The organism is Bradyrhizobium sp. SEMIA (assembly GCF_014844175.1).
Lineage (GTDB): Bacteria > Pseudomonadota > Alphaproteobacteria > Rhizobiales > Xanthobacteraceae > Bradyrhizobium > Bradyrhizobium arachidis.
The window spans coordinates 9,139,967-9,165,810 of the sequence record NZ_CP046601.1 but is presented as its reverse complement, the minus strand read 5'-3'; the positions used below and the strand labels follow the sequence as shown (position 1 = coordinate 9,165,810).

Genomic DNA, 25,844 nt, shown 5'->3' with positions numbered 1-25,844 from the left:
CCCCATGCTTCTCACCCGCGAGAACCTGCCGAAGACCATTCCCGATATCGCGGCGCTCGACGACCTCCTGTGCCGGCCGACGCAGGCGCTGATCGACGATCTCAGGAAGGTCGAGGGCGACATCATGGTCCTCGGCGTCGGCGGCAAGATGGGCCCGACGCTGGCGGGGCTCGCCAAGGCCGCGGCCCCGGATCGGCGCGTCATCGGCGTCGCCCGCTTCAGCGAAGCCGGTGTGAAGGAGTGGCTGCACGCGCGCGGCGTCGAGACCATCAATTGCGACCTGATGGACGAGAAAGCCATTCAGGCCCTCCCCAAGGCGCCGAACATCATCTTCATGGCCGGCCGCAAGTTCGGCGCCGAGGGCGACCTGTCGCTGACCTGGGCGATGAACGCGCATGTGCCGGCGCTGGTCGCGCAGGCGTTCCCGTCGTCGCGGATCGTCGCGTTCTCGACCGGCTGCATCTATCCTTTCGTCCCTGTCGAGGGCAAAGGCTCGACCGAGGACATGGCGCCGAACCCGCCCGGCGAATACGCGCAATCCTGCGTCGGCCGCGAGCGCATGTTCGAGTATTTTTCGCGCAAGTTTTCGACGCCCGGCCGGCTGTTCCGCCTCAACTACGCGATCGACATGCGCTACGGCGTGCTGCACGACATCGCCACCAAGGTGCTCAACGGCACCCCGATCGACGTCAGCCTCGGCCATGTCAATTTCATCTGGCAGGGCGATGCCTCCGCGCAGGCGCTGCGGTGCCTTGCGCATTGCACGGCCCCGACCTCGCCGATCAATGTCAGCGGCCACGAGATCCTTGCCGTGCGCGATCTCGCCCAAAAGTTCGGCGCGCGCTTCGGCCGCACGCCGGTGCTGACGGGCAAGGAGGAGCCGACGGCGTGGCTCACCGACACGTCCAGGGCGGTCGAGCTGTTCGACCTGCCCGTCGTCGACACCGAGCAGCTGATCGCCTGGACCGCGGACTGGGTGTCGCGCGCCATGCCGAGCCTCGGCAAGCCCACCAAATACGAGGTGCGCGATGGACGCTACTGACGCTCCTCCCATCCTCAAGCTCGGCGTCGACGACGCGATCGCCGGGCTCGCGCTGTCGACCGAGGCGCACTGGAACCAGACCGAAGAGGACTGGCGCATCTTCCTGCGCGACGGCATCGTGTTCGGCATTCGCGACGGCATGCGGCTGATCGCAACAGCGGCACTGCTGCCCTACTCCGGCAACAATGCCTGGATCAGCATGGTGCTGGTGTCGGCCACGCATCGCCGCCGCGGTCTCGCAACGCGCCTCGTCGATGCCTGCCTCCAGACGGCGCGCAAGAACGGCCTGACCAGCTGGCTCGACGCCACCCCCGACGGCGCCGCCGTCTACGGCCCGCTCGGCTTCACCCCGACACTGCAATTGCGCCGGCTGAAGTTGGTGAAGCCGGCGCAGGCCTCCGCGCCGGCGCCGTCAGCCGCCACGCTCGACGCGCTTCGCGCGCGCGACCAGAGGGCCACCGGGTTCGGACCGGAACCGCGACTCCTCACCGCCTTTGCCCGACGACTCCGGCTCGCGGACCATCGTCACAGCGAATGGATGCATCGCGCTGGTCCGCGATGGCCGGACCGCGCGCCACATCGGCCCATTATTCGCTGACAATGCCGCGGACGCGCTGGCCCTTGTCCACGCGATCGCCCGCTCCGAGCCCCACCCCCTCCTGATCGACACCGTCGCCTCGCAAAGCGCGTTCCTGGAAGGACTGACCGCGTCTAGCTGGACCATCGAACGGCCGTTCCAGCGCATGCGGTTCGGCCCCGCCACATCGGCGGGCGACGAACTGCCATTCGCCGTCGCCGGCCCCGAATTCGGATAGACATCATGCACCACAGCCAGATCAACGCAGACGTCCGCAAGCTGATCGCCGAAGGCACCGTGCTGCCGGCCCATCCGCTGGCGCTCACCGCCGAGCGCCAGCTCGACAAGCAGCATCAGCGCGCGCTGACGCGCTATTACATCGACGCCGGCTCCGGCGGCCTCGCGGTCGGCGTGCACACCACGCAATTCGCGATCCGCGATGTCGGCCTCTACCGTCCGGTGCTCGAGCTCGCCGCCGAGACCGCCGTAGTTGGACCAAGCGCCCGCTGGCGATGGTCGCGGGCCTTGCCGGCCCGACCACGCAGGCCGTCACGGAGGCTCGCACCGCCCTCGACATCGGCTATCACGCCGGCCTGCTCAGCCTCGCCGCGATGAAGGGCGCTTCCGAGGACGAGATCATCGCGCACTGCACGACGGTCGCAGCGGAAATCCCGCTGGTCGGCTTCTACCTCCAGCCCGCCGTCGGCGGCGTCATCCTGTCGAGCCGGTTCTGGCAGCGCTTTGCCGCGATCGACAATGTCATTGCGATCAAGATCGCGCCGTTCAACCGCTATCGCACGCTCGACGTGCTGCGCGGCGTCGTGGCCGCCGGCGCGCTCGACCGCGTCGCGCTCTACACCGGCAATGACGACCACACTCCTGCTCGACCTGATGCTGCCGTTCGATCTGCGCGACAGCGGCGTCACCACGCGCACCTATTTCAAGGGCGGCCTGCTCGGCCATTGGTCGGTGTGGACCGCGAGCGCGATCAAACAGTTCGAGCGCTGCAAGGCGGCGCGGCACAAGGACAGCGTGCCGGCCGACCTGCTCGCGCTCGATGCCCGCGTCACCGACTGCAACAGCGCCTTCTTCGATGTCGCCAACAATTTTCACGGCTGCATCGCCGGCTGCCACGAGATCCTGCGGCGCCAGGGCCTGATGCGGGGATTGTGGTGCCTCGATCCGAACGAGGGTCTCAGCCCCGGCCAGAAGGAGGAGATCGACCGCGTCACGCGCGAGCACGCCGACCTCAGCGACGATGCTTTCGTTGCGGCAAACCTCAGCAAATGGCTGGCATGAGCTCCGAGGCCTTCATCAGCCTGCAAGGCGTCCGGAAAGTCTATCGGACCGGCGGCTCCGAGTTTTTGGCCGTGTCGGACGTCACCATGGACGTGCAGGAAGGTGAGCTGGTCTCGCTGGTCGGCCCCTCCGGCTGCGGCAAGACCACGGTGATGAAGATTCTGGCGGGCCTTCACAGCGCCGACGGCGGCACGGTGAAGATCGGCAATACCAAAAGCCCGTTCGATCCGACCTGCGACATCGGCATGGTGTTCCAGCAGGCGCTGCTCCTCAAATGGCGCACGATCCTGGACAACGTGCTCCTGCCGGCCGAGATCGTGGGACTACCGATGAAGGCCGCGCGCGAGCGGGCGCGCGATCTGCTCAACCTCGTCGGTCTTGCCGGCTATGAAGAGAAATATCCGCAGCAGCTGTCCGGCGGCATGCAGCAGCGCACCGCGATTGCACGCGCGTTCATCCACGATCCCAAGCTGATCCTGATGGACGAGCCGTTCGGCGCGCTGGATGCGCTGACGCGGGAGCAGATGAACCTGGAGATGCTGCGGATCTGGCGCGAGAGCGGCAAGACCATCATCTTCGTCACGCACTCGATCCAGGAAGCGGTGTTCCTGTCCTCGCACTGCGCGGTGCTGACCGCGGGCCCGGCGAAGATGGCTGATTACTTCCCGATCGACCTGCCCTTCCCGCGCGACCTGCCGCTGAAGACCACGGACGCCTTCGGCGCCTATGCACGGCGCATCTACGCGAAGCTGGGGCTGGGCGCGGCGTAAGACGCCACACGATCAGTCCCGTAGGGTGGGCAAAGCGGAGCGTGCCCACCATTGTCAATGAAGCGAAAGAACGTGGGCACGGCGCAGTCGCGCCTTTGCCCACCCTACGAGAGGCGTAAACACCGCGCCCTTCTCGTCGTCAGCTCTTGTTACGCATCTTGCTGAGCAGATAGTTGTCGTAAAAATTCTCGGCGATCTGCGTGTAGAACAAGAGCTCCTTCATATACGCGTCGTGGCTCTCCTTGGTGCGCTTGAACAGGTCGCTCTTGGCGGCGAGCTCGTTCAGGTGCTCCTGGGTCGCGTTGTAGCAGGCTTCCAGCACCGGCTGCGGGAACGCCTTCAGCTCGGCGCCGTTGGCGATCAGCCGCTTCAAGGCCGCCGGATTCACGCTGTCGTATTTCTCGAGCATCCAGGCGCCCGCGGCCGAGGCGGCCTGGTTGACGATCGCCTGATAGTGCTTCGGCAGGCTCGCCCATTTCTCGTCGTTGACGATCATGTGCAGCATGGCGCCGCCTTCCCACCAGCCGGGGAAGTAGTAGTACTTCGCGACCTTCTGGAAGCCGAGCTTCTCGTCGTCATAGGGACCGACGAATTCGGCCGCATCGATCGAGCCCTTCTCCAGCGCCGCATAGACGTCGCCGCCCGCGAGCTGCTGCGGCACGATGCCGAGCCGCGCCAGCACATGGCCGCCCATGCCGGCGATGCGGAATTTGAGGCCCTTCAGGTCGTCGACGGTCTTGATCTCCTTACGGAACCAGCCGCCCATCTGGGTGCCGGAATTGCCGCAGAGGATGGCGTGGGCCTTGAAGGGCTTGAGCGCCTCGTTGGTGAGATCGGCGCCGCCGCCGAAATACCACCAGGACTCCTGGTGGCGATGGTTCATGCCGAACGGCGCACCGGTGGCATAAGCCAGCGCCGGCTCCTTGCCGATGTAGAAATAGAGCGGCGTCTGCGCCATCTCGACCGAGGCGACGCTGACGGCGTCGAGCGCCTGCAGGCCCGGAACGAGCTCGCCGGCCGCAAAGGTCTGGATCTGGAATTTGTTGTCGGTGGCGTCGGCCACGTATTTCGCAAAGGTCTGCGCCGTGCCGTAGATGGTATCGAGCGACTTCGGGAAGCTCGAGGTCAGGCGCCATTTGATCTCGGGCGAGCCCTGCGCAATCGCAGGTGCAGCAACCAGCGTCGTCGCGCCGGCGACCGCGCCGCCCTTGAGAAATGTACGGCGTTTCATGATGAGCTTTCTCCCTGAATCAAGGTTTGAAATGGATGGCCCTGATCAGCCCAGGGCTACGGTCTTGGCGGACCGTTTGCCTGTTCCTGAGGCAGAGTTCAAGCCGCGAGAACGCATGGCGCGGTGGCCATCGGCTGCCAAAACAGCGCACCGAACCAAGGGCTTGCCGAGAACGCCTCTGGCGTCCCTGGATCAGGTCTCCTGGAGGAAGACCGATAGCGCTCGCTGCAGTTCCTTGAACGCGCGCGGCCCGATCTTGGCGGCAAGGGCCCTCTCGCTTTCGGCGATCGCAGGCCGCAGGCGGCCCAAAAGCGCGGTCCCGGCCTGCGTCAGATACAGCACGTAATAGCGGCGGTTGATCGCCGAGGCCGAACGCTGCACGAGGCCCCGCCGCTCCAGATGATCCACGAGACGCCCGAGCCCGGCCCGCTCGATCGACAGCGATTGCGCGATGGCGAGCTGATTGACGCCCGGATTGGCCTCGATCACCGACAGCACGGAGAACTGCGCCGCGCTGATGTCGAACGCGGCGAGCCGCCGGCTGACATCCTTGAAGACCCAGAGTTGGGCCCGCCGGATGCGATAGCCGAGCGAACGGGACAGATCGTCGGAGGCGAGCAGCCTCTGCCGGGCAGGCTTTGCGGCCGCTCCGGCGCGCGGCGCGGATCGCTTCGCAACAGGCGCCGGGCGTGGCGCGGCCTTGGAGGATCGCTTTCTGATGCCCGCCTTCTTCGGCTCCATCGACAATGATCTTTCGCAAGCCGGCGCAGCGGCTATCCGGGATTCGCCCGCCGAGTCTATCGCAGCCGGGCCAGATCGAGAAGCCGAGCGGGATCGCACTGCGTGAGCACAGCTTCTACGACAGGTTGCGCTGCGCACTCGCGCGCCGCTTCATGTTGACACGGCAACATCGCACGCCCTAGGATCGAAAAAGCCCACCGTGACACGAGCGGGACCAAGGGGGATGACGTCCGTGCTTCCATCAGAGATGGGCGGCGAGCCGCGTGCGATCACGCATAGCGGCGCGATCGGCGCGCGCCTGCGCGTTGCTTGCAAATGCCGCCGCGTCACCTCTGCTTTGGCAACGACATCGTCAACGACACTGCCTGAACGAACGCGCCCGCATGGGGCGCGTCCGCTCGACCATCATTGTTGAAAACTGGGAGGGACTGACATGAAACGACGACTTCTCGCATCGACCATCATGGCCGGCTGCGCGGCGCTCGGCACGCAGGCCATTGCGCACGGATTCCCGCCGAGCGGCGTTGCGCCGCGCGCGTCCTGCACCGCCCTCACCGGCCTCACTTTGCCGAACACGCAGATCCTGAGCGCGACCCAGAAGACGGGTTATTGCAACGTGATCGGCATCATCAACAAGCGCGTCTCGACGCAGGATCCTGACCATTTCACCTACGGCATCGGCTTCGCACTCAACCTGCCCAACACCTGGCACGGGCGTTTCGAGATGATGGGCGGCGGCGGCACCGACGGCAGCCTCAATGCCGACCCGCAAGGCGCCGCCGGCGTCGAGGTCGGCCAGGGCTGGGCCGTCGCGGCCAATGACGGCGGCCACGAAGACAACGCCAATAATCCGGTCGGCGGCCATCAGGACGACGATGCCAATGCCGGCGGCTCCGCGCATTTCGCGATCGACGCGCAGGCGCGCCGGAACTATGGCTACAACGGCATCGAGACGACCGCGACGATCTCGAAAAAGATCATCTCCTATTTCTACGGCCTCGACACCGCCTATTCCTACATCATGGGCTGCTCGAACGGCGGCCGCGACGCCATGATGGCCTCGCAGCGCTTCCCCTGGCTATTCGACGGCGTGATCTCGCAAAATCCCGGCTTCAACCTGCCGCAGGCGGGCCTTGCCGAAGCCTGGAACGAGCAGGTGCTCGGCACCCTTTCAACCAGCAAGGACGTCAACGGCCAGCCCTTCATTCCCGACACCTTTCCCGCGCAGGATCTCCAGGTCGCCTCGGCCGCCATCCTGAGCGCCTGCGATGCGCTCGACGGATTGGTCGACGGCATCATCGACAATTATCACGCCTGCACAGCGAAGAAGGTGTACCCGGCGCTCGCCAGCTACACCTGCGGCTCGGGCTCGCACGGCAGCACGCCACATGGCGGCACCTGCCTCACCGGCGCGCAGGTCGACGCGCTGAAGAGGATCTACGCCGGACCGGTCAACTCGAGAGGACAGCGGCTCTATTCGAACTGGTTCTGGGATGCCGGCATCTGGACGCCGCCCAGCGCGCCCGGCGCGGGCTGGCAGCTCTGGAACGTCGTCACCGCACCGGTGCCGAACGTCAACACGGCGATCAACCTGACGCTCGGCGCCGGCGCGATCCCGATGATCTTCCAGACCCCGCCGGTCGTCACGCCCGTGAACGGGCCGAACGGCCAGGAAGCCTTCGTGTTCAAGTTCAACTTCGACACCGACGCGCCGAAGATCTTCACCAAGACGGCGGCCTACCCCGAGAGCAGCATGGACTTCATGGCCGCGACCTCGACCGACCTGCGTCCGTTCAGGGCACGCGGCGGCAAGCTGATCATCTCCTCCTCCGTCAATGACGGCATCTTCTCGGGTGCTGCGATCGCGCGCTGGTACCGCAACATGGACCGGCACATGAGCGGCCGTGCGACCGATTTCGCCCGGCTGTTCATGGTGCCGAACATGGCCCATTGCGGCGGCGGCGCCGCCACCGCGAGCTTCGCCACGAACCAGCTCAAGGCCCTCACCGACTGGGTCGAGAAGGACATCACGCCGGACCGCATCGTGGCGACCAACACCAACGCCACCTCGCCCTATCCGGCGGGCGGACTGTTCGATCCGCGCGTTGCCACGAACTTTCCGACCGGCGGCACTAGGCCGCTCTGCGTCTACCCGAAGATTGCGTCCTACAAGGGCAGCGGCATGACCAACGACGCCGGCAATTTTGCCTGTATCGACCCCGGCTTCGGACACGGCGGCGACCACGACTTCCACGATGACGACGACGGACGCGGCGACGAGCGGCATTGAGGCGCCGTCTGTCCCCCTCGTGCCCTGGACGCAGCGCAGCGCTTCTTCAGCGGTGCGCTGCAGAGCCGGGACACGAGAGGGACGAATGCCTTCACCTCCACACTCGCAATGACGAAAGAGACGACCTGCTCAGAGCAGCTTCGCGCTCACGAACAGCGCGCGCACGGCGTTGGTCGCCTGCACCGCGAGCATGGCGTTGTCCGCGGCACCTTCGAGCGCCGCGACCGCGTCCTCGTGCAGCGCGCGGAATTCCATCCACTCGACGGATTTGAAGTTGGTGAGGAACTGATAGGCCTGGCCGACGGTCGCGATCGCCAGCGTGTCACCGTTCAGGCGGATCTTGAACGTCGTGCGCAGCGGGGTTTCGGACTTAGATGGATCACTCATGGGCTGCTTCTGGACGATGACGGCTTAACGAAGGGAAAACGGCAGCCCCGCCGTCCGGCGAATATCAGGAATCGGTGCTGGCGCGTTGTGAAGCCGTCGCCGATCCGCCCAGGCTCGGCACTACGACGAGGCGGTTGAACTCGCCATTGTCCCAGGCCTTGAGGAAGCGGTCATAGTCCTTGATCGAGACGCAGCCGTTGGAATCGCCGCGCGGTCCGAGCATGTAGCTGTGGGTGAGCAGGCCGACGCGCCCGAGCGCGCTGGTGCCGTCCGTCGGCGTCAGGCGCAGCGCACGGATGCCGTGGAACAGTTTTTCGCGCGGCTTCAGATCGTAGGTCGCCGGCGGGGTCGCGCCCACCATGCGCTGGTCGACATGGTCGGGGTCGTCCATCAGAGCGCCCATGCCCGAATGGGCTTCCAGCGCGACGCCGCTCGGCAGGTAGAGCGCCTTGGCCTTGATGTCGTAGACCGCGGTGCGCGAATCGTAGCCGAGAGCGGCGAGATCGGGCCCCTTGGCGAACAGGCCGTCGCCGGGGGTCAGGGAGGCCAGCTTGATCTTGGCGGTGAATTTTTCGAAGAAGCTGCGGTTATCGACCTTGGGACTGGTGTCGGCATAGGCCTGGCTGGAGGCGACCTGGGAGGCGAAATCGGCCTGCACCGGACGCGAGCGCGGCATCGGGACGGCGTCGGCGCGCTGCGCGGGTCTCTGCTCCTCGACGGCATGCCGGTCGTCATCGGTCAGTGTCGAGCGCCACTCGTCGCCCTGGAGCTTCTCCGCGAGCATCGCCTTGGCGTCGCGGAGCTTGAGCTGGACCGCATTCAGGGCGGAGCGCTCCATCGTCCGCAAACCGAGGTCGCGCGCCTGCGGGTTGCCCGAGAGCGATGCGAAGCGGTCGTCAAACGAAGGGGTATTGGCGGGCGGCAAGGAGGCGGTGACCAGCGGGGTCGAGTCGCCGATATCCGCAACCCAGGCGGCGGCGCCGAGCGCCAGCGCGACGGCGGCCAGAGACAGCAGTATCGTCTCGGTCCGCCCAATACGGCGGCGCGACGTCAACAGCCTCTCGGCGCGTACGCGGTCGGAAACCATCAGATCCCCAAATCGACCCCCGGGGGACCCACCCCCACCCGGAGATTCTCTATACCAGCTACCACATTGGGAGCCAAAAGTTAGGCATAATCGCGGCCGGCAAGGGCCCGTCAAGGCATCCCAAGGTATCCTATGACCGATCCTTTCGATCTAGAGCGCTTCGTCCGAGCCCAGGACCCGGTTTTTCGCGCCGTCCGGGAGGAGCTGGCCCGGGGGCGGAAGCAGAGCCACTGGATGTGGTTCGTCTTCCCGCAAATCGCCGGCCTCGGCTTCAGTGCCATGTCGCAGCGCTATGCGATCGGCTCGCGGGCGGAGGCCGAGGCCTATCTCGCCCACCCCACTCTCGGCCCGCGCCTGATCGAATGCACGCGCCTCGTCCTCGCCGTCGAGGGGCGCACCATCAACGCCATCCTCGGCGCGCCGGATGATGCCAAATTCCGCTCCTCGATGACGCTGTTCGGCGCGGTGTCCGATCAGCCCGTTTTCGGCGAGGCGCTCGGGCGGTATTTCGCAGGCCAGCGCGACGGCGCAACGCTTGAGATCCTGTCGAAGCTCGACCGGCCGGCGTAGCCGCCTGCGATCAGCGGCCCTGGAAGACGGCCGCGCGACGCTCGATGAAGGACTGGATGCCTTCCTTCGCATCGGCGCTGCCGAGCACGCGGTCGCGGATTTTCGGGATGTAGGCGATCGCAGCCGCCTCGCCGCCTTCGATATATTTCGCCGCCGCTTCCTTGGTCACCTGGATGCCGAGCGGTGCATTGCGCGCGATGATGGCTGCGAGCGCCATCGCCCGCTCGACCTGTTCTCCCGGCGCCACGATCTCCTGGACGAGGCCGATCGCGTGGGCGCGCTCGGCCGAAAACTCGTCGCACAGGAACAGATGATACATCGCATCGCCCCAGCCGGCGCGAGAGAGGAAGCGGAAATGCGCGCCGCCCAGCGGCGCGATGCCGCGCTTCGCCTCCATCTGGCAGAAGCGCGCATCGCCGGCCGCGACCACGATGTCGCCGGCGAGCATCAGCTCGATGCCGATGGTGAAGACGATGCCCTGCACGGCTGTCACGATCGGCTTGCGGCAGCGCTTGGCCAGCCCGAACGGATCGACGTTGCCCTCTTTGATGTTGCGCTTCTCCGCGGTCGGTCCAAAGAATCTGGGCATGTCGAGACCAGCCGTAAAATCCCTCCCTTCGGCGCAGATCACGCCGACGCGGTAGGCCTCGTTGTCGTGCAGCTCGGTGGGCGCATCGGACAATTGCTCCATCATCACCGGGGTGAACGCGTTCTTCTTCGCAGCGTTGTCGATGATGATCTTGAAGACGTGGCCGTGCACCTCGGTGCGGATCTGACCTTCGCTCATGTGCTTCTCTCCGGATTGTTGATGTTGGCAGCAAGTCAGGCCGGCGACTGAATCGCCGCGCGGATCGCCTCGATCCGCGCCGGCGTGAACACGCCGGAGTCGAGGAGCTGGAGGATCGACAGCACCCCGCCCCGCGATCCCCAGCTGCCCTCGTCGATGATCTCGAAATTGACCCACCAGGTCGGCGATGGCGCCGGCATCCCGCAGGCTTCCGCAAGCCGCGCCAGCACGTTGCGGATCACCTCCGCACGCACCTCTGCAGGCCAGGCCGCATTCATCACCGCGATATTGACGGTGATGATGTCGCGCGGTTGGTCCTGGTCGGACAGCAGTCGGCCGCCGATTGCCATGCAGTCGGGCGGCAGGTCGTGGAAATGCACCTGAAAACCCATTCGCGCCGCCGGCGCGTGCTGACCGACTTCGGGCTCAAGCACGGCGTCGGTCAGGCTTTCCGCAAGAAGCCGGCGTTGCGGCAGGCCAAGCCGTCCGGCCGACGCGGTCACGGTGATGATGGTCAAGCTGGCACCTCTGCACGACTATGACGATCGTCATATTTCAGCGCGGCTTGCCTATGTCAAGCGTCATAGTCTAGATGGTGGGCAGCCAATTGTGGAACTCCCGATGACCACCGCCACCACACGCGACAAGATGATCGCCGGCGCCGCCGACCTGATGAGCCGCCGCGGCGTCAACGCCACCAGCATGCGCGACGTCGTGCGCCATACCGCCACGCCGCGCGGATCGATCAGCCACCATTTTCCGGACGGCAAACGGCAATTGATCGCCGAGGCCGTGACCTTCGCGGGCAAGCAGGTGTCCATTCCCCTGGAGAAGGCCATGAACCAGCACGGCGTGATCGGTGGCCTCAAGGCTTTCGTCGCATCGTGGCGCCGCCGGCTGGAAGCGACCGGGTTCGAGGCCGGCTGCCCGGTGCTCGCCGTCGCCGTCGACCGCTATGTCGGCGAAGCCTCCGACAAGGACGACGAGGCGGCGCAGCAGCATCTGCTCGGTCTCGCCGACGGCGTGTTCGTCGAGTGGCGGCAGATCATGCGCGCGGCCTTGCTGCGCGAAGGGCTGGCTGCGGAGCGGGCGGAGCGGCTTGCCACGCTCGTCGTGACCTCGATCGAAGGCACGGTCGCGATGTGCCGCGCCAATCGCAGTGCTGAGGCGCTCGATCAGGTTCAGGACGAACTGGAGACAGTGCTGTCGACCGCACTCGCCCGCACAGCCGGATAGAATGGAGACGCACCGATGGATCTGTCCCGCGAACGCGAGCTCGCACGCCGTCTCGCCAGCCTGCGACGCGAGAGCCGGCAGCAAAGCGGCCTCGATGCGCATCTTGTGCCGCCGGATCCCGACACGGCGTACCGCGTCGCGCAGATGGTGGAAGAGGAGTTGGGCTGGGCCGTCGTCGGCTGGAAGATCGCCGGCATGAAGCCCGGGCTCCAGCGCCAGCTTCGCACCTCCTCGCCGATCTATGGGCGGGTGTTCGCGCCGCTGATCAAGACCTCGCCCGCGAGCGTCGCGCATGCCAGGCAGTGCAGCCCGATTCCGGAGGTCGAGTATCAGGCACGCCTCGGCGCCGACCTGCCGCCACGCTCCAAGCCCTACACTGTCGAAGAGATCGGCGATGCCGTCGCCTCGCTGCATCCCGGCATCGAGCTCGCCGAATGCCGCTTCGTCCATGACGCGGCGTTTCCACCGATGCCGGCGATCCTGGCCGACGGCGCGGGATCGGGAACGATCGTGCTCGGAGAGCCCATCGCCGACTGGCGCAGCCGCGACATCGCGAATCAGGGGGTCGTGCTCAATTGCAATGGCGTGGAAAGGCGCCGCGGCAGCGCGGCGGAGGCGATCGATCATCCGCTGGTGCCGCTAACCTGGCTCGCCAACGAGCTGTCGCGAAGCAGAATTGGTCTCAAGGCCGGACAGACCATCAGCACCGGCACACTCACCGGCATGCTGCGGCCGAAGGCGGGCGAGACGTACGTCGCCGATTTCGGCCCGTTCGGAACCGTGAGCGCGACCTACGCCTAGAGCGTTGCCATCGGAAGGGCGCATTGGACGAATGGACGCATGCGGGCCGAGCATGGCGGCCGCCAGCGTAAACCGGCGATTAAGACGGCCCGCCTATTTTTCGGAGAATATCTTTCTCCCCCTGTGCAATTGCCGGAATGCCCATGAAAATCGGTACGCTGCTGACCACCGCCATCGTCTCGTTGTCGACCGTCGGCGGCGGCCTCGCCGTCTACGTTGCCGTGACCAAATACCAGACCATGGAGCGGATCACCGAGGCGCAGGGCCGGCTTGCGATCGTCCGGGCCGTCAGCGACATCCCGCGCTATCTCAACCCCGAACGGGGCTATTCCACCAACATCCTCTACGGGCCCGCGACCATCGATCCCGCGCTACTGGCCGAGCAGGACAAGTTGCGCAAGTCGACCGACGGGGCGCGCGACAAGATGAACGCGCTGCGCAAGGAGCTGCCCGGCCCGTTCGACGACGGCGCCACCATCGGCAACAATATCGACGGCATCAATGCGAAGTTCACGGCGCTGCGTGAGGCCATCGACAAGGCGCTGGCCGGCCCGGCCGAGGCGCGCAAGGACGCTGCCAAGAAGATCGTCGCCGACAATGCCGTGCTCAACGGCGGCGTGACCGCGCTGCTCAACGAGCAGGTCCGTCGCATGGCGATCCTCAACGGCGACGCCTATCGGCAGGCCAGCTACGCCAACATCGCCATGACGCTGCGCGACGTCGGCGGCTTCAATTCCAGCCTGCACAAGAACCTCGTCGGCGGCAAGAAGCCGGCGACCGACGCCGAGAAGGCGGACATCGGCCGCTCGCAAGGGCGCAACGACCAGATCGTGATGTCGCTGCTGGAATTGCGCGGCAATCCAGCTACACCGGCGAACGTCGCCGCGGCGCTGGAGAAGTTCAACACGATCTATGTCGAGGAGTTCGGCCGCGAGCTCAAGCTGGCCAAGGAAGGTGCGGTTACCGGCAAGTACGAACACGATGTGGACACCTATTACACCGCCACCCAGCGCGGCCTCAGCACCATTATCGAGGTCCGCGATGCCTTCTACGACAATGCCGAGCAGATCCTCGCCGGCGCCTCTTCCGCGGCGCGCACCAGCTTCACCATCGCACTCGTCGGCCTCCTCGCCGTGCTGATCGCCAGCGCCGGCCTCATCGTGACGGTCCGACGCCGTGTCTGCGCCCCGATCGTCAATCTGACGACGCGGATGTCGCGGCTGGCCGACGGCGAGGTTGCCGAAGAGATCCCCGGCGCCGCGCGCTCCGACGAGATCGGGGCGATGGCGGCGGCCGTCCAGGTCTTCAAGGACAACATGATCCGCGCCGATCGCCTCGCCGCCGAGAAGCAGGCCGAGAACGACGGCAAGATGCGCCGCGCCCAGGCGCTCGACGAGCTCACGCGCTCTTTCGAGGCGAAGGTCACCGAGCTCGTCGGCGGCCTCTCGCGTGCCTCCTCCACCATGGAAAGCACGGCGCAGTCGATGACCTCGACCGCAGCCCAGACCAACAGCCAGGCCGCCGTTGTCGCCGCTGCGTCGCAGCAGACCTCGACCAACGTGCAGACGGTCGCCAGCGCCACCGAAGAGCTGACCTCCTCGATCACCGAGATCGGCCGTCAGGTCGCGCAGAGCACCGAGATCGCGGCCCGCGCCGTCGACAATGCCCGCCGCACCGGCGACACCGCGCGTGCGCTCGCCGAGGGCGCGCAAAAGATCGGCGACGTCGTCACGCTGATCCAGAGCATCGCCGAGCAGACCAATCTGCTTGCTCTCAACGCCACGATCGAGGCCGCCCGCGCCGGCGATGCCGGCCGCGGCTTTGCCGTGGTAGCGTCCGAGGTGAAATCGCTGGCCGGCCAGACTGCCAAGGCGACGACCGAGATCTCCGAGCAGATCACGGCGATCCAGGCCGCGAGCGACGAGACCGTGGCCGCGATCCGCAACGTCGCCGACGTCATCGCCGAGATCGACCAGATCGGCACCGCGATTGCCGCCGCGATCGAGGAACAGGGCTCTGCGACCAAGGAGATCGCCCGCAGCGTCCAGGAGGCCGCTCGCGGCACCCAGGAGGTCAACACCAACATTTCAGGCGTGCAGCGCGCCGCCGACGACACCGGCGCGGCCGCCAGCGAAGTGCTGGGCGCCGCCGAGCAACTCTCGACCCAGTCGCGCGACCTCGCCGGCCAGTTCGACCGCTTCCTCAGCGAGGTCCGTGCGGCTTAGTAAGGCGGCGCCTTCCGAGCCCGCTGCGCTTTCGCCGCCTCGATCCACCATGTGAGATCGTCGGCAAAGCGCGGGAACGACCGTTCCAGCGCCTTGCCGCCCTCGCCGATCGGCTCGCTCTCGGCCGACAGCGTCTGCGCGATCGGGCCGACGCCGATGGTGCTCGAGATCACTACCATGCCCATCTCCGACAGCGTGCCGTGCCAGGCGGTCGAGGCGCGCGCGCCGGACAATCGGCCGGCGGAATAGCTCACGATCGCGGCCGGCCGCCAGAACCACTCCTCCAGGAAATGATCGGTGAGGTTCTTCAGGCCGGGCTGGATGCCCCAATTATACTCGCCGGTCACGAAGACAAAACCGTCGGCGCCGCGGATCTGCCCGGCCAGCTTCTCCAGCGCCTCCGGAGCCGAGCCCTTGGGATACTCCTTGTACATGCGGTCGAGCATCGGCAGGCCGATCGCCTTGGCGTCGATGAATTCGACCTCCTCGCCGCGCCCGCGCAGGCCTTCGATGACGAAATTCGCAAGGCGGACGCCCATGCGGTCGGAACGGTAGGACCCGTAGAGGACGAGAATGCGGTTGCTCATGACCGGCACGTTAGCACGAAACGGCGCGGCGGCCGCCTATCGTTTTCGTCGGAGCTCCAGCGTCTGTGACGGCGTCTCGCCGAACTGGTTGCGATAGCTTCTGGAGAAGTCGCTGAGATGCCAGAAGCCGAAGGCGAGCGCGACGGCCTTGACGCTGTCGGCTCCGCCCAGCAGCCGCTGGCGCACCAGCCACAGCCGGCGCAGGCGCAAATAGCGATGCAGGCTCATGCCGCGATAGCGGCGGACGACGTCATGCATGGTGCGGACCGGCACGCCGAGCTTGCGCGCGAGGTCCTCGGTGTAGATGGGTTGAGACAGATCGCCGGAGAGCAGCGCGCGGATATCCTGGAAGATCTTGAAGTTGCGCGTGTCATTCGGCCACACCGTCCATCGCGCCGGAACGATGTCGGCGATGGCCGCATCGACGGCAGCGAGCAAGGACTCCCTCATCGCGGCCGCCTTCATCGGCACCTCGGCGGCATCGACGGGCTCCGATGCGGCGGCGACCACCTCTGTGACGGTTCGCCGCAGCCGATGCAGGGCGCGATCACTGGTCTCGAACAGCTTGAAATTCGACTTCGCTTCCGGCCAGCCACGATCCTTCACCTCCGGCCTGAACACGACAGAGCCGATCTGACGCTGAACCTCCTCGATCGTGGTGTAGGCCGCACCGCTGCTGCCGACGACGATGACCGCGCGATCGCGCTGCGCGCCGTTGAAACGAATGGGCACGTCGAGATCGTCCATCGCGAAACCGATCGCGGTGCAATCGCCAACGAGCTGCGCATCGACGACGCGCGGAAACGCGCGCGTGACGTTCACGTCGCAGCCGGGCAGGTGCAGGATGATCTGCTCGGTCGCAATCCTTCGCACGAATGGCGTGAACTCGATGTTCAGCCCGCGTATCGAACTGCGAAACTCGTCGACGTCGAAAAACCGAAATATCTTTGGCGCTAGCAATGGCGCATCATCAATGCTGCTCATGACAAATGAAAAGTCGCGTCCTGACCGACGCGCGTCCGGCAATACCGCCGATCTGAGTTCCCCCTTTCGGTTCCCCAGTTAGAAGCGAAGGAATCATCCTACTCGTCACGCTTCAATTGGCGAGTGTCCCATCTCAAAGGACAAGTCGTCGCAACTCGCCTCGCCGAATTTCGATAGCGATTCCGGTTGCATCGACGGTGCATTAATACCCCAGCGTTCAACGTCTAAATTTCAAATTAACCGCTGTGCGGCGCAATCAGGGGCGTTGAATAGTCGAAGTTCATTTTGAGTACAGGCTCCTGCCATGATGGCAAATTCGCCTGCAGATATTCTGGTTGAATTGGAACAGGCGGTCGAAACGTGTCCGCTTGACCGTTGCGGCCGTATCCTCGCCGGCATTGTGCAGTTGCTCACTGGCAGCTGCGACCGGTCGCAGGAAGTGCTCGCCCACGTGGTCGACGGCGTTCTGCTCCGATTGACGGAGCGGGTCGAGGCCCGCGCATTGGCCGAGCTCAGCACCACGCTTGCCGAGCTAAAGGTGGCGCCGCCCGAGACGTTGCGGCGCCTTGCCGCGCACAATGATCCGGACGTGGCATGTCCCGTTCTGCTCAAATCACAGATGCTCGGCTCCTCCGATCTTGCGGCCGTCGCGGCTTCCGGCGGCGAGCGGCAGCAACGCGCGATCGCCGCCCGGGACGACATCGAGCCGGTCGTGACCGAAGCACTTGTGCAGCGCGGTGGCCCGATCTGCCTCGCGCTGATCAAGAACCCCGGAACCAAATTCTCCGACGCTGCCTACGCCGCGCTGATCGCGAAGGCTGGAGAGGACGGCGAGATTGCGAAGGCGCTGGTGCTGCGGCCCGGCACGCCCGACCTCGTCGTGCGGAAGCTGCTCTCCGCCCCACCCGGCCAGAAGGCGTCGGCCAAGCCCAACGCGCCCGCGGTCGCGCGCGGCTATGCACCGACTGTTTTCACCGACCTGCCGCGCCTGCTGAGCGCGCGGCCGGCGAGGAGGGATCCGGTTCGATCACCGGCATTTTCTCCGTGCTGGTCGACGGCGACGATCACAACGAGCCGATCGCCGACACCATCCGCGGCACGCTCGACGGCCACATCGTGCTCTCCAGGCACATCGCCGACCAGGCGCGCTATCCGGCCGTGGACGTGCTAGCCTCGGTCTCGCGCCTCGCCCACAACGTCTGGGACCCCGAAGAGCGCGAATTGGTGAGCAAGCTGCGCACCATGATCGCCAAATACGAGGACACGCGCGACCTCCGCCTGATGGGCGGCTATCAGTCGGGACGTGATTCGGGCCTTGACCAGGCCATCGACATGGTACCGAGGATCTACAGCGCCATGCGGCAAGACGCCTCGGCTCCGCCGAGCGCCGACCCGTTCCGCGAGCTCCGGGACATGCTCCGGGGCGACTGAAGCATTTTCGGTTCTGATTGAGTCAGAACCGAAGCTCTAGTTTCTTGTTTTTGACGCGCTTTCTCGACGCGCTGCTCGTCACACCGGCCCTGCTCATTATCGCGACAGTCGATCATGTACGCTGCCGACGCATATGCATGCGCATCGCCAACATTCCCGCCACAAGCATGTCATCCGTTCGGTCGAGATTCGCGCGACCGGGATGAAAGGGATCCAACCGGTCCATTTTGCGGGCATTACGGTAACAACCGCTGCGTGCAATCCCTGCGAGTTCCATTGGCGATTCCCTGACGGATCGCACAAGTTGTGGACGGCGCGCCGATGCGCATCGTCGCCATGCACAAGCTTCGACCACGCTGCATCGACGACAGACAGCAATATGCGTGCAATCAAACCATCGTATATTTGCTCGAAAGGCACTTGTTATGCTGCATATTACGATCACCATCATGTGTCCCGAAGAACAAGATTGTCTTGAACGTGACAATTGCTTCGAGCGACATCCAGTCTCCTAGAGTGACTTGACTTGATTTTGTTGAGAAGCTCATTCATCGTTTCGGTGAACATAAAGAAACGTCTGCGTGTGACTTGAACTTCAGGGGCTTCGGTTGAACAACTCCGATCCATCGTCCGCCAGTGACGGCAACTCGGGCTTTCGTTCGACGACGCCACGATTGGCATACCATCGGCGACGCCGCGTCTCGCGTCGCGGCTTGCAGTGCCCGTCAGTCCAAGTCGGGTACCGAGCAGTCCGTGCTTTCGTGCGGACATCGGGCAAGGCGTGCGAGTCGGACATTGCGGGTCATACGGCCTCCCGCAAACGATTCGCGTGCTACGGCGGAATGCGGCTCCGGGGCGCCGCAAAAGAGATTCCCGGGGCGAGGTAAATCCATGCCGTTGGCACGTGAGGCTGTCGAGCTGCTGGTCCAGGCGGCGAGAGCTTGGTATTTCGAGGGCAATCAGCACGGGTTGCGCGATCGGGAATGGATGGCGCTGCGCTTTCTCGGCCGTGCCAACAGGTTTTCGCGCACCCCCTCCGCGCTCGCCGGCTTCATCGGCGCCACCAGGGCGACTGCATCGCAGATCGTGAAGACGCTGGAGGGCAGGTCCTTCCTGGTGCGAAAGCCCTCGCACGAGGACAAACGCTCCGTCGTGCTCCACGTCACTGCGCAAGGCGAGAAAGTCCTGAACCAGCATGACCCGATCAATCATGTGGTGAATGCGGTCACTGCACTCGGCACCGAGGAGTGCCTCCGCTTGCGCGACTCGCTCCGCGAGATCCTCAATCATCTCGACGCGGCCCATCAGCGGCTCGACGCCAGCATCTGCCGCGACTGCATGTTCCTCGCCGAACGCAGCCCCGGCCACGCCGGCACCGGCAAGGGACGCGCAACGGCCGAGTTCATGTGCCGGTTGTATCGGGCCCCGATCTCGCTCGAGGAGACAGAGCTGCTCTGCACCAGTTTCGAGCGCACCCGCGATCGTCCGAAGATCGAGGAACATCTCGACCGCGCGCGCGTGGCGAGCCAGGGATGAGACGCGCATCGTCTTCCGGACAACAGAGCGTGCAGTCGGGCTGTCGCCCTCCGCGGCGCGATGCGCCGCAGAGCGTGCACCTCAGGGTGACGGGGATAGATTGGCGCTGGTTGCAGCGGTGCCGTAGGTTGGGCAAAGGCGCAAAGCGCCGTGCCACCATCTCTCCATGATGACAGAAGTCGTGGGCACATTTCGCTTTGCCCACCCTACGATGCCTGAATGTCTGGCACGCTCTCTGCCTATCACTGCAACTTTCGTGAGGGCGCGGCTTCGCTCTTCCAACTGTCATTCCCCGCGAAGGCGGGGAATCCAGTACGCCGCGGCCCATCGATTCAATCACGAGCCCTCGGAGTACTGGATCGCCCGGTCAAGCCAGGCGATGACAGCGAGTGTGTGGTTGCAGACATGCGTATTCGCCCTCGCGGCGTCATTCACCCGAGCTTTGCTTGATCTCTCCACCCTCAAGGCCAAGAGGGCGCAGGGAAGGCCGGGTGCCGGCTAGCACCCACGGTCCGCTGCGCGAATAGGTAGCGCAAGGAGACCGCACAGCAGCATACAGGTGACTTCGTCGTTGGCGCAATCCAGCTCATGCACGCCGGTAATGCGCCCGTCATCATCAAGGATGTACGCGCGGTAGTCCATGGCAGTCGTTCCCCGAGCGGAACAATTATAGCACCGTGCAAATGGCTGAAAAGCGAATTTAGGGCCCCTTTTCGAAACCTTTGCGCCGTTGCGGGATTACACGCTCAGCTCGGGCTATCCGAGCCGAACGATGGGTAACTTTGCCCCGGCCGCGTGGTCCCCCGCTGCCGGGGTTTTTACTTTAGGGCGGGTTGCGGAAATCCTACTGCCGGCCAATCTTTCGACCGGCCAGCCCCTCGCTTACTGCTCGTGAGAGGTCTGCCTTTGTGCTTTCTCCGCCATCGCCATCCACTCCTCGGCCAGCTTTAGCCATGCCTGCTTGTCGTCAGCGCGGTTGGCCTTCTCTGCCTCATCAAAGCAGGTCTCCGCTTCGCGGAGATATCTGGCAGCGACATCTTCCATAAGCGGCAAAATGCGTAGGCTGGCCGAAAGTGCCCACGTGGCCGAGAATCGTCTGAGTTACTTCCTAATCGTCCCAAGTCAGCCTTTGACAGCCGCTGCACTTGAAGATCCGTACTTGCTTCTCAGTACGTGCATACAGAAAGCTCTGCATCTGAATGAGCCGACCATCGCAATGAACGCAGGTGATGAATTGCGCAGGCTGAACCGGCTTGGAACCTGTGAGTAGCATGGTGATGCTCCACATGCGCTTCTGAGCCCACGAAGCTAGCGTACCACCGAGCCGTCCTTCTTGAATTAAAGTAGGATAGCCATTCACATATGTAGTGGTCGGAAACCGGATATTCGGGAAAAATTGGAAGACCGGGGCTGGCCGCATATTGCACGTAGACTTTTCACCCGGTTCATTTGACCTTGCGCGGGCCGCAGCGATTAAGTTCGCTGCGGCCTTCGCCATCGACAAGGGCTGGCGCGAACTGCACGAGAGCGGAACTTACATCCGCTCGCTGCCGCAAAGCGAAGCCTGCTTGCACGCAAGTAGGTGCAGGAACATCTGGCAACACTCAAATTTGTCCTCCTGCCGGGACTGCCACGAACCCGGTGGAGCTACATAACTGGAGTGGCTCTTGGAATGCGGGCCCCGGTCATATCCCCATTTGGCCGGGGTCCGGTCGTACAAGGTCCGCCGCCGATTTGAGGCTGCGGCAGTTCAGCGGCTCCGGATGCCAGACCTTCGGCACCGGGAGAGCTAAGACCTCATAAGCCTGAGCCAGCGTTTCGCGCGAGCGCCGAACCAACTGTCGCGTGAACTCATCTTGTTTGTATATGCAAGGTCGAACCTGATCCTGTGGCCGCATGGACCATGCGCCGACTATGTACCAAAGTGCACTTAGCGTCCTTCATCTAGGAACGAAATTGGGAACACGACACTGCACGCAGCAGCGTAGACCGGAACGTTTGAAGTGTCGGCGCGATTGATCAGACAGAGCACAACGGCTCCCCTAGGGAGGGGCCAGATGATGGACAACAACAGCTCGATCTTCGATGAGCTGAGGCAAGTCGAACGCGACGTGGTCGAGGGAGAGCGCCGCCTCGCAGAACAGGAACGTTTGATCGTTGAGCTGAAGCGTGGCGGACAAGACACCGAGCCCGCCGAACAGGAACTGGAGAGGCTGCGCAAGGATCAGCGCCTTCGCAATCAGGGTCGGCAACGGCTTCTATCGAGGCTTCAGCCCTGAATCATTGTACAGCTCGGGGCCCCTGCCAAGGTAATAGGAACGACGCGGGGCGGTGAAGGGGGAGGTCCGACATGACTTTGCGGGCGTTGCGCCGGCACGCATTGTGAACCACCCCGAGCGTCCGTGGGAAGGGCCGAAGGCCTGCGGCTGCGGCGGCGCGGGCGCGCCTTGCCCGGTCTGCAACAGGGTCGGCCCCGACGAGATGCCATTGCTGCCAAACGGGTTCGAGACCAGCTTTACGACCACCGAGATCATGCGGCCGTTCCTGCGTAAGCCGGGACGAGGACCTAAGAAATAGCTGCAAGGACTCCCGCTCGACGATTCCCCGCCTATCTGACGAGCATGCTTAAAGTGTTTGAGTTCTGCCTGCCCACGGCCGCCAAGACCGTGCCTGACGGCCCCGATTGGATCCACGAAGTCAGGCTATCGCCTGCGCGTCGCGCGACAGGGCAAGACGGTGCGGCTGATTACCCGTAATGGCCACGACTGGACCAGACGCTTCCCATGGATCGTCGCGGCCGCGCTGAAGAACCGAGAGCAGCAATTCGTCATCGACGGCGAGGCCGTGGTGCTGGGTCTCAACGGCATCTCTGATTTCAACGCGCTGCACTCGCGCCGGCACGATGAGGAGGTGCAACTCTACGCCTTCGACGTCCTCGCCCTCGGTGGGAAGGATCTACAGCAGCTGCCGCTCTCAATGCGCAAAACCAATCTCGCGCGGTTGCTCCGCGGCGGCCCGGACGGCATGTTCATTGCTCCGTGGGAGCCTGGCGCGATCGGCCCCGACCTGTTTCGGCATGCCTGCCACATGGGCCTCGAGGGCATCGTCTCCAAGCGCCGAGACCGGCGATTTATCGCCGGCCGCCCGCGGGAATGGATCAAGGTCAAGAACCGGCAGCATCCGGCTTTCGCGCGGGTGATGGATTCGTTCTAGGGCGGGAGCGTCTGCTTCATGTGTAGACTCGAGCGTCAGCGGTTCTTGTCGACTGCTGCCCTTCTGCGAAGTTGGGCGGGTCTGACGGAGGTTCGCTCATTGCGGCAGGCGGACCAGATTTGCTCAATCTGAGTTATTCGCATTTTGACCCTTAGCAGACTCCGCCTTCAGGAGGTGAACGAGGCCTGACGTGTCGGCCTGCAGCTCAGTGTCCTGATTTTCCCGGCATCATCAAAGTCTAAGACCGCCTGCACTGCAGTTTCCCCACTGACGTAGGAGATTATTGCGCCACCCTGCGAGGGCTGAAGATTGTCCAGCTCGGCAGCTGGGTGTTCCTGCAGATGGGCAGCCCAGTAGCCTCGCAGGTTTTCTCTGCCGGAGATCGCCAATTGGTCACAATCGCAGTAGACCACAGCATCTTCGGCGTACATTTCGAGTAGCGTTTCGATATCGCCGGCGCGGTAGGCATCGAGCCAGTCGACGGCGGCGGCCATCGGGTCAAAAGACATACAAGCACCTCCTGCGCCAGAAAAAGAAATTGGCCGGGGTACCCAGCTCAGTCTCTTCGCGAGTCGACGCGAAGTTTTTGGTCTTCAGTCGGCCAAGGCCATATGCCGAGTGCCATAGGGCGGATACTTATCCGCAGAGCGGTCCAGATTTGCTCAACCTGAGTTCTTCGCATTTTGACCCTTCGGACATTTGATTTGACGCGAGTGGATGCAGCCCCCGATGCTGCCTCAGTGGGGAGCGGCGTTCGATACAACTGGATCGGGAGACCGCAAATGGCGGCTTACGTGATTTTTGACGTCGATATTCGTGACTCAAAGCAATACCAGGAATTCATGTCGGGTGTGAAGCCTGCCCTGGAGATGGCCGGCGGCAAATATCTGGCTAGAGGCGGAGCTCACAAGGTCTACGAAGGAGATTGGGAACCTCGAAGGATTGTCTTGTTGGAATTCCCGTCGATCGCGGCATTTGAGGCGTTTTACAATGGCGCAATGTACCAGGGACTCAAAAGCATAAGAGACGCTTGCAGCTCAGCGCGGTTGGTCGGGGTGGAGGGCCTCGCCTGACGGCTCGCTGGGCCGCACGTTTGGTGTCCCGCTTTTTGCCCATCAGCGAAGTGGCGGGTCACCGCTTTGAGGTCTGCTTCGCGGAGTCTAGCGGACGCGAATTGCTCGCGTTGAGCTTTCGCATGTTGACCCAGAACTGACCTCGAACGCAATGATCAAATTGATGCGCCGCACCTACTTTGGACAACTCAAACCGCTGGCGCTCATTGGCATTCCTGATACTCTTCGTTTCGCGACTGCATTTGCCAAATCTTCCACGTCCTGATGGGGTGCTGGCATGTGGATGTGTTACACACGGCTTTCACCAACCGCGGCCGGAGTTCTGGTGCTTTTAGTAGCCAATCACCCCCCTGCATTCGCTCTCGGCAGTCACGTAGGGCACGACGATCCCTGGAATTCCGAACGTATCGATCGTTTACCGCCCGAGGTTCGAAGTGCCATCACCCGCATGTGCGGGAACGCGACGGCGGCTCATTACTTTGCAACCTTTCTCGACAATTCACGGCTGATCAAGCTGCACTTCGAATATCTGCATTGCGATGAGCAGGCAACGTTTTGCAGGGGCACCAGTTGCCTGCGACAGGAGTACATCTCTACGGGTAGGCGTTACCGGCTCCAGAAAAGCTATTACGGCCGCGACAACGACTGATCGCCAATCGTCATGGCGTCACCTCAGGCTTGTCATTTCCCGGAAATCTGTTGAGTAGCGGACTTCGACTCACCGCTCGATGCGTGGGTCCCGAAGCCGGCTCTGGCAACATCGATCCAGAACTTGCTTCGGTGATCAGGCTGCGTTGCTCTTCGCGGCTAATAGAACCACGTTGCAATAATGCGCTCGGGATGGAGTGATCGAGACTGGCGGCCGCAAACGTGGTCGGCGGCTACCTCCTTGCCATGTGCTTCATCATGGGCTTGCACCTGTAGAGCATCGCCCCAGTGATCGCGGCCCGACCGGAGCTTAGCGGTTAGGATTAAGAGTGAGCAGGTCGACGTAGCGCGCGTGCAATGTCACGAAACGCTTGGTTCCCTCGATGAGCACCCTGACCTGAGTCGCGGTCCCCCCTCGGCCAACAATAATACCGACCCGACCACTCAGGCGCAGCCCGGCCGAAGAAGCAACAACGATCCTGCGACCAGTCATCAGCTCTTCCTTGATGACCAATAGGTCCGCGGACTTCGGCAGGTTACGGTTTGTGCTCCGGGGCATGGCCTATTCCTTACCGCCATCTATGATCGTTGGACACGCGATTGACGGTGTCACGCCTCGCGACCGCAAAGGGGCCGACTGAAGCCATCCCCAACATATTCCGGTGCGCTAGGGTTGCGCCACAGTTCGGCGCAATCGCCGGCGCCCTCCCCTGTTGTTCGAGCTTAGTGAAAAACGTGGCTTCCACCGGCGCCTGCCACCGAATTGTTTAAGTGGTCGGATCGGCAATCAAGCGGGACCGCCGAAAATGCCATCGCCACGGGACCAGCGGGGGCAGGATTTTTCAGAGGGAGGAGCCAAGCTAAACCGCTTCTCCCTTGGGCGTTCCTAGTGTTCTTGACGAAGTTGCCGCTCGATGTCGATTGCTTGATCCGCATTACGTGCTCGCTTGAGCAAGGCGTTACGTTCGTCTCCCGCCGGCTTTCCGTCTGCGCGCTTACGCATATCCTGGGCAAATTGCTCAAGCCGCGCCTCGAGAGAATCTGTCTGCTTGAACCGCCTGCGCTTCAATCCCATCGCATGTTCCTTCTGCTGACGAATTGATTGTACGCCGGCGTGCAGACAGCCGCAGAAACATAAGTTTATTTCCGGCTTAGACCTTTGAATGAGCTGGCGCGGAGCAGTCCTTCCGAAGTTATGTCGCGATACTCGATTTCGGCAACAAACTTCGGCTCGACCCAAGTGGCCCTGGGTCTTTTGAGTTGCTTACTCAATCTACTCTTCGGGCTGACTACACTATCGAGTGCATCCCTGATCTTGCGCGAGGTGGT

The 25,844-nt window shown here is 63.9% G+C and carries 25 protein-coding genes and 3 pseudogenes; 14 read left to right on the top strand and 14 right to left on the bottom strand.

Going from position 1 to position 25,844, the window contains the following annotated elements; translation table 11 throughout:
• Positions 1 to 4 precede the first annotated feature (4 nt).
• The 4 genes and pseudogenes from FOM02_RS43875 to FOM02_RS43850 all read left to right on the top strand — a co-directional run bounded on the left by FOM02_RS43875 (position 5) and on the right by FOM02_RS43850 (position 3,688).
• The gene (locus tag FOM02_RS43875) at positions 5 to 1,042 is read left to right on the top strand and encodes an NAD-dependent epimerase/dehydratase family protein (RefSeq protein WP_027557730.1); all 1,038 of its coding nucleotides are present in this window, start codon (positions 5 to 7) and stop codon (positions 1,040 to 1,042) included.
• A pseudogene (locus FOM02_RS43870) lies at positions 1,029 to 1,857 on the top strand (GNAT family N-acetyltransferase). Before FOM02_RS43875 ends, FOM02_RS43870 begins: the two are co-directional and overlap by 14 nt.
• A gap of 5 nt (positions 1,858 to 1,862) precedes the next feature.
• Positions 1,863 to 2,918, top strand: a pseudogene (locus tag FOM02_RS47030) (dihydrodipicolinate synthase family protein).
• Entirely contained in the window at positions 2,906 to 3,688 is a 783-nt protein-coding gene (locus tag FOM02_RS43850; protein WP_027557727.1) for an ABC transporter ATP-binding protein, read from the top strand. Before FOM02_RS47030 ends, FOM02_RS43850 begins: the two are co-directional and overlap by 13 nt.
• 139 nt (positions 3,689 to 3,827) lie before the next feature.
• Here the strand turns inward: FOM02_RS43850 and FOM02_RS43845 are convergent, their stop codons facing one another.
• Together FOM02_RS43845 and FOM02_RS43840 are read right to left on the bottom strand one after the other, a co-directional pair.
• Entirely contained in the window at positions 3,828 to 4,919 is a 1,092-nt protein-coding gene (locus tag FOM02_RS43845) for a TRAP transporter substrate-binding protein (protein WP_027557726.1), read from the bottom strand.
• 192 nt (positions 4,920 to 5,111) lie between these two features.
• On the bottom strand, positions 5,112 to 5,660 hold the full coding sequence (locus FOM02_RS43840; RefSeq protein ID WP_027557725.1) for a MarR family winged helix-turn-helix transcriptional regulator: 549 nt from the start codon (positions 5,658 to 5,660) through the stop codon (positions 5,112 to 5,114).
• 433 nt (positions 5,661 to 6,093) lie between these two features.
• Between FOM02_RS43840 and FOM02_RS43835 the strand changes: the two genes are divergently transcribed.
• Positions 6,094 to 7,950, top strand: coding sequence for a tannase/feruloyl esterase family alpha/beta hydrolase (locus FOM02_RS43835; protein WP_027557724.1), 1,857 nt, complete (start codon positions 6,094 to 6,096; stop codon positions 7,948 to 7,950).
• 129 nt (positions 7,951 to 8,079) lie between these two features.
• Here FOM02_RS43835 and FOM02_RS43830 read toward each other — a convergent pair whose 3' ends face one another.
• Both FOM02_RS43830 and FOM02_RS43825 read right to left on the bottom strand, forming a co-directional pair.
• A complete protein-coding gene (locus tag FOM02_RS43830) occupies positions 8,080 to 8,337 on the bottom strand; it encodes a hypothetical protein (RefSeq protein ID WP_027557723.1) in 258 nt (85 codons plus the stop codon).
• A gap of 64 nt (positions 8,338 to 8,401) precedes the next feature.
• Positions 8,402 to 9,352, bottom strand: a complete 951-nt coding sequence (locus tag FOM02_RS43825; protein ID WP_027557722.1) for a DUF2778 domain-containing protein — start codon at positions 9,350 to 9,352, stop codon at positions 8,402 to 8,404.
• Between the two features lie 204 nt (positions 9,353 to 9,556).
• Between FOM02_RS43825 and FOM02_RS43820 the strand changes: the two genes are divergently transcribed.
• Positions 9,557 to 9,994, top strand: a complete 438-nt coding sequence (locus FOM02_RS43820; protein ID WP_027557721.1) for a DUF1810 domain-containing protein — start codon at positions 9,557 to 9,559, stop codon at positions 9,992 to 9,994.
• A gap of 10 nt (positions 9,995 to 10,004) precedes the next feature.
• On the opposite strand, the gene FOM02_RS43815 is transcribed toward FOM02_RS43820, so the two are convergent.
• Positions 10,005 to 10,781, bottom strand: coding sequence for a crotonase/enoyl-CoA hydratase family protein (locus FOM02_RS43815; protein WP_265441150.1), 777 nt, complete (start codon positions 10,779 to 10,781; stop codon positions 10,005 to 10,007).
• A 35-nt stretch (positions 10,782 to 10,816) separates the two neighbouring features.
• Complete coding sequence (locus tag FOM02_RS43810) at positions 10,817 to 11,299, bottom strand: tautomerase family protein (RefSeq protein ID WP_027557719.1); 483 nt, start codon at positions 11,297 to 11,299, stop codon at positions 10,817 to 10,819.
• Between FOM02_RS43810 and FOM02_RS43805 the strand changes: the two genes are divergently transcribed.
• From FOM02_RS43805 to FOM02_RS43795, 3 genes are all read left to right on the top strand, one after another.
• A complete protein-coding gene (locus tag FOM02_RS43805) occupies positions 11,289 to 12,017 on the top strand; it encodes a TetR/AcrR family transcriptional regulator (RefSeq protein WP_231164354.1) in 729 nt (242 codons plus the stop codon). The genes FOM02_RS43810 and FOM02_RS43805 overlap by 11 nt on opposite strands.
• A gap of 15 nt (positions 12,018 to 12,032) precedes the next feature.
• Complete coding sequence (locus FOM02_RS43800; protein ID WP_027557717.1) at positions 12,033 to 12,818, top strand: 2-keto-4-pentenoate hydratase; 786 nt, start codon at positions 12,033 to 12,035, stop codon at positions 12,816 to 12,818.
• Between the two features lie 143 nt (positions 12,819 to 12,961).
• Positions 12,962 to 15,043 (top strand): methyl-accepting chemotaxis protein, encoded by a 2,082-nt coding sequence (locus FOM02_RS43795; protein WP_027557716.1) that lies wholly within the window; start codon positions 12,962 to 12,964, stop codon positions 15,041 to 15,043.
• Here the strand turns inward: FOM02_RS43795 and FOM02_RS43790 are convergent.
• Positions 15,040 to 15,630 carry an NADPH-dependent FMN reductase gene (locus FOM02_RS43790; protein ID WP_027557715.1) on the bottom strand — a complete coding sequence of 197 codons (591 nt, stop codon included), beginning with the start codon at positions 15,628 to 15,630 and terminating at the stop codon, positions 15,040 to 15,042. The two genes, FOM02_RS43795 and FOM02_RS43790, sit on opposite strands and share 4 nt — an antisense overlap.
• A 36-nt stretch (positions 15,631 to 15,666) precedes the next feature.
• Positions 15,667 to 16,614, bottom strand: coding sequence for a helix-turn-helix domain-containing protein (locus tag FOM02_RS43785; RefSeq protein ID WP_027557714.1), 948 nt, complete (start codon positions 16,612 to 16,614; stop codon positions 15,667 to 15,669).
• 304 nt (positions 16,615 to 16,918) lie between these two features.
• Between FOM02_RS43785 and FOM02_RS43780 the strand changes: the two are divergent.
• A pseudogene (locus tag FOM02_RS43780) lies at positions 16,919 to 18,045 on the top strand (DUF2336 domain-containing protein).
• An 891-nt stretch (positions 18,046 to 18,936) separates the two neighbouring features.
• The gene (locus FOM02_RS43775; RefSeq protein ID WP_027565139.1) at positions 18,937 to 19,581 is read left to right on the top strand and encodes a MarR family winged helix-turn-helix transcriptional regulator; all 645 of its coding nucleotides are present in this window, start codon (positions 18,937 to 18,939) and stop codon (positions 19,579 to 19,581) included.
• 498 nt (positions 19,582 to 20,079) lie between these two features.
• On the opposite strand, the gene FOM02_RS43770 is transcribed toward FOM02_RS43775, so the two are convergent.
• Together FOM02_RS43770 and FOM02_RS43765 are read right to left on the bottom strand one after the other, a co-directional pair.
• The gene (locus FOM02_RS43770; protein ID WP_265441149.1) at positions 20,080 to 20,223 is read right to left on the bottom strand and encodes a hypothetical protein; all 144 of its coding nucleotides are present in this window, start codon (positions 20,221 to 20,223) and stop codon (positions 20,080 to 20,082) included.
• 240 nt (positions 20,224 to 20,463) lie between these two features.
• Positions 20,464 to 20,625 (bottom strand): hypothetical protein, encoded by a 162-nt coding sequence (locus FOM02_RS43765; RefSeq protein ID WP_156950912.1) that lies wholly within the window; start codon positions 20,623 to 20,625, stop codon positions 20,464 to 20,466.
• A gap of 1,013 nt (positions 20,626 to 21,638) precedes the next feature.
• On the opposite strand from FOM02_RS43765, the gene FOM02_RS43760 reads away from it, so the two are divergent.
• Complete coding sequence (locus FOM02_RS43760; RefSeq protein ID WP_231164138.1) at positions 21,639 to 21,860, top strand: hypothetical protein; 222 nt, start codon at positions 21,639 to 21,641, stop codon at positions 21,858 to 21,860.
• Positions 21,861 to 22,317: 457 nt separating this feature from the next.
• Complete coding sequence (locus FOM02_RS43755) at positions 22,318 to 22,794, top strand: DNA ligase (RefSeq protein ID WP_322596939.1); 477 nt, start codon at positions 22,318 to 22,320, stop codon at positions 22,792 to 22,794.
• 167 nt (positions 22,795 to 22,961) lie between these two features.
• Here the strand turns inward: FOM02_RS43755 and FOM02_RS43750 are convergent, their stop codons facing one another.
• Positions 22,962 to 23,303: a nuclear transport factor 2 family protein gene (locus FOM02_RS43750; protein ID WP_027564665.1), complete on the bottom strand. Its 342-nt coding sequence runs from the start codon at positions 23,301 to 23,303 to the stop codon at positions 22,962 to 22,964.
• Positions 23,304 to 23,576: 273 nt separating this feature from the next.
• Here FOM02_RS43750 and FOM02_RS43745 point away from each other — a divergent pair, with 273 nt between their 5' ends.
• Positions 23,577 to 23,867, top strand: coding sequence for a DUF1330 domain-containing protein (locus FOM02_RS43745; protein ID WP_027564666.1), 291 nt, complete (start codon positions 23,577 to 23,579; stop codon positions 23,865 to 23,867).
• 958 nt (positions 23,868 to 24,825) lie between these two features.
• Here FOM02_RS43745 and FOM02_RS43740 read toward each other — a convergent pair.
• The 3 genes from FOM02_RS43740 to FOM02_RS43730 form a co-directional block, all read right to left on the bottom strand.
• Complete coding sequence (locus FOM02_RS43740) at positions 24,826 to 25,074, bottom strand: hypothetical protein (RefSeq protein ID WP_265441148.1); 249 nt, start codon at positions 25,072 to 25,074, stop codon at positions 24,826 to 24,828.
• Positions 25,075 to 25,401: 327 nt separating this feature from the next.
• Complete coding sequence (locus tag FOM02_RS43735) at positions 25,402 to 25,590, bottom strand: hypothetical protein (protein ID WP_181411711.1); 189 nt, start codon at positions 25,588 to 25,590, stop codon at positions 25,402 to 25,404.
• Between the two features lie 65 nt (positions 25,591 to 25,655).
• On the bottom strand, positions 25,656 to 25,829 hold the full coding sequence (locus FOM02_RS43730; protein WP_231164361.1) for a hypothetical protein: 174 nt from the start codon (positions 25,827 to 25,829) through the stop codon (positions 25,656 to 25,658).
• Between the last annotated feature and the right edge of the window lie 15 nt (positions 25,830 to 25,844).

What these genes read in the sequence shown, in the direction of transcription:
- FOM02_RS43745 (WP_027564666.1), top strand. Translation starts at nt 23,577, where the DNA reads ATGGCGGCTTACGTGATTTTTGACGTCGATATTCGTGACTCAAAGCAA.
- FOM02_RS43845 (WP_027557726.1), bottom strand. Translation starts at nt 4,919, where the DNA reads ATGAAACGCCGTACATTTCTCAAGGGCGGCGCGGTCGCCGGCGCGACG.
- FOM02_RS43835 (WP_027557724.1), top strand. Translation starts at nt 6,094, where the DNA reads ATGAAACGACGACTTCTCGCATCGACCATCATGGCCGGCTGCGCGGCG.
- FOM02_RS43800 (WP_027557717.1), top strand. Translation starts at nt 12,033, where the DNA reads ATGGATCTGTCCCGCGAACGCGAGCTCGCACGCCGTCTCGCCAGCCTG.
- FOM02_RS43790 (WP_027557715.1), bottom strand. Translation starts at nt 15,630, where the DNA reads ATGAGCAACCGCATTCTCGTCCTCTACGGGTCCTACCGTTCCGACCGC.
- FOM02_RS43840 (WP_027557725.1), bottom strand. Translation starts at nt 5,660, where the DNA reads ATGGAGCCGAAGAAGGCGGGCATCAGAAAGCGATCCTCCAAGGCCGCG.
- FOM02_RS43815 (WP_265441150.1), bottom strand. Translation starts at nt 10,781, where the DNA reads ATGAGCGAAGGTCAGATCCGCACCGAGGTGCACGGCCACGTCTTCAAG.
- FOM02_RS43805 (WP_231164354.1), top strand. Translation starts at nt 11,289, where the DNA reads ATGATGGTCAAGCTGGCACCTCTGCACGACTATGACGATCGTCATATT.
- FOM02_RS43820 (WP_027557721.1), top strand. Translation starts at nt 9,557, where the DNA reads ATGACCGATCCTTTCGATCTAGAGCGCTTCGTCCGAGCCCAGGACCCG.
- FOM02_RS43765 (WP_156950912.1), bottom strand. Translation starts at nt 20,625, where the DNA reads ATGGAAGATGTCGCTGCCAGATATCTCCGCGAAGCGGAGACCTGCTTT.
- FOM02_RS43830 (WP_027557723.1), bottom strand. Translation starts at nt 8,337, where the DNA reads ATGAGTGATCCATCTAAGTCCGAAACCCCGCTGCGCACGACGTTCAAG.
- FOM02_RS43875 (WP_027557730.1), top strand. Translation starts at nt 5, where the DNA reads ATGCTTCTCACCCGCGAGAACCTGCCGAAGACCATTCCCGATATCGCG.
- FOM02_RS43740 (WP_265441148.1), bottom strand. Translation starts at nt 25,074, where the DNA reads ATGCCCCGGAGCACAAACCGTAACCTGCCGAAGTCCGCGGACCTATTG.
- FOM02_RS43735 (WP_181411711.1), bottom strand. Translation starts at nt 25,590, where the DNA reads ATGGGATTGAAGCGCAGGCGGTTCAAGCAGACAGATTCTCTCGAGGCG.
- FOM02_RS43795 (WP_027557716.1), top strand. Translation starts at nt 12,962, where the DNA reads ATGAAAATCGGTACGCTGCTGACCACCGCCATCGTCTCGTTGTCGACC.
- FOM02_RS43750 (WP_027564665.1), bottom strand. Translation starts at nt 23,303, where the DNA reads ATGTCTTTTGACCCGATGGCCGCCGCCGTCGACTGGCTCGATGCCTAC.
- FOM02_RS43770 (WP_265441149.1), bottom strand. Translation starts at nt 20,223, where the DNA reads ATGGACTACCGCGCGTACATCCTTGATGATGACGGGCGCATTACCGGC.
- FOM02_RS43775 (WP_027565139.1), top strand. Translation starts at nt 18,937, where the DNA reads ATGCCGTTGGCACGTGAGGCTGTCGAGCTGCTGGTCCAGGCGGCGAGA.
- FOM02_RS43785 (WP_027557714.1), bottom strand. Translation starts at nt 16,614, where the DNA reads ATGAGCAGCATTGATGATGCGCCATTGCTAGCGCCAAAGATATTTCGG.
- FOM02_RS43760 (WP_231164138.1), top strand. Translation starts at nt 21,639, where the DNA reads ATGATGGACAACAACAGCTCGATCTTCGATGAGCTGAGGCAAGTCGAA.
- FOM02_RS43850 (WP_027557727.1), top strand. Translation starts at nt 2,906, where the DNA reads ATGGCTGGCATGAGCTCCGAGGCCTTCATCAGCCTGCAAGGCGTCCGG.